The 765-nt window shown below is 63.8% G+C and carries 1 pseudogene; it reads left to right on the forward strand.

What is annotated here, in order from left to right:
* Positions 1-765 (forward strand): annotated as a pseudogene (locus ACLBVC_RS24760) (hypothetical protein); the annotation flags it as partial.

Genomic DNA, 765 nt, shown 5'->3' on the forward strand with positions numbered 1-765 from the left:
CCCGCGCGGATTCGAGGCCTCAGCCCGCTACGACGGTCTGCCGGAAATCCGCTGGCAGACCTACGGCCCCGGGCACCTGCTGGGCGTGAAGCTCGGGCACGACGTGGTGCTCGAACTCAGCCGCGACAGGCTGCACCGCGAAACCATCCGCCGGTTCAGCGACGGCTGGCAGAGTGAAAACGTCTATTCAGCCACCGGACAACTCGCCGCGCAGCGCACGCCGGACACCGGCCATCCGAACCTGATGCGCCGCTACGAGTACAACACCGCCGGGCAGATGACGCAGATGACCACCGGCCTCGGTGACCATCATTACGCCTATACCCCGGCCGGTCGCCTGAACAGCGTCAGCTCGCCGGACGGTTTTCTCGCCACCTTCACCGACGCCGCCGGTAACCGCAACTGCACGCACCCCGACCTGAATATGCCGCTCGCCGACACGCTGCCGGTCTGGTATCACAACCGCATCCAGCGCGATGAGCGGTACATTTATGAACACGACAAATTCGGCAACCTGACGGAGAAACGCCCGTACCGCGCCGGCTGGCGGGAAGCGCCGCGCGGGGCCATCAGCCATTTCGCTTACGACCAGGCGCACCGGCTGACGCGTCTGAAAATGGAAGAGGATGTCCAGATTCAGACGCAGGCGCGCTATATCTACGACCCGCTCGGACGTCGCGTTGGTAAACTCGTCACGCAAATCAATCCGCAAACCGGCGAAACAGAAACCCAATACATCTGGTTCGGCTGGGACGGTGACCGGCT

This window comes from Rahnella selenatireducens (assembly GCF_046449555.1).
Lineage (GTDB): Bacteria > Pseudomonadota > Gammaproteobacteria > Enterobacterales > Enterobacteriaceae > Rahnella > Rahnella selenatireducens.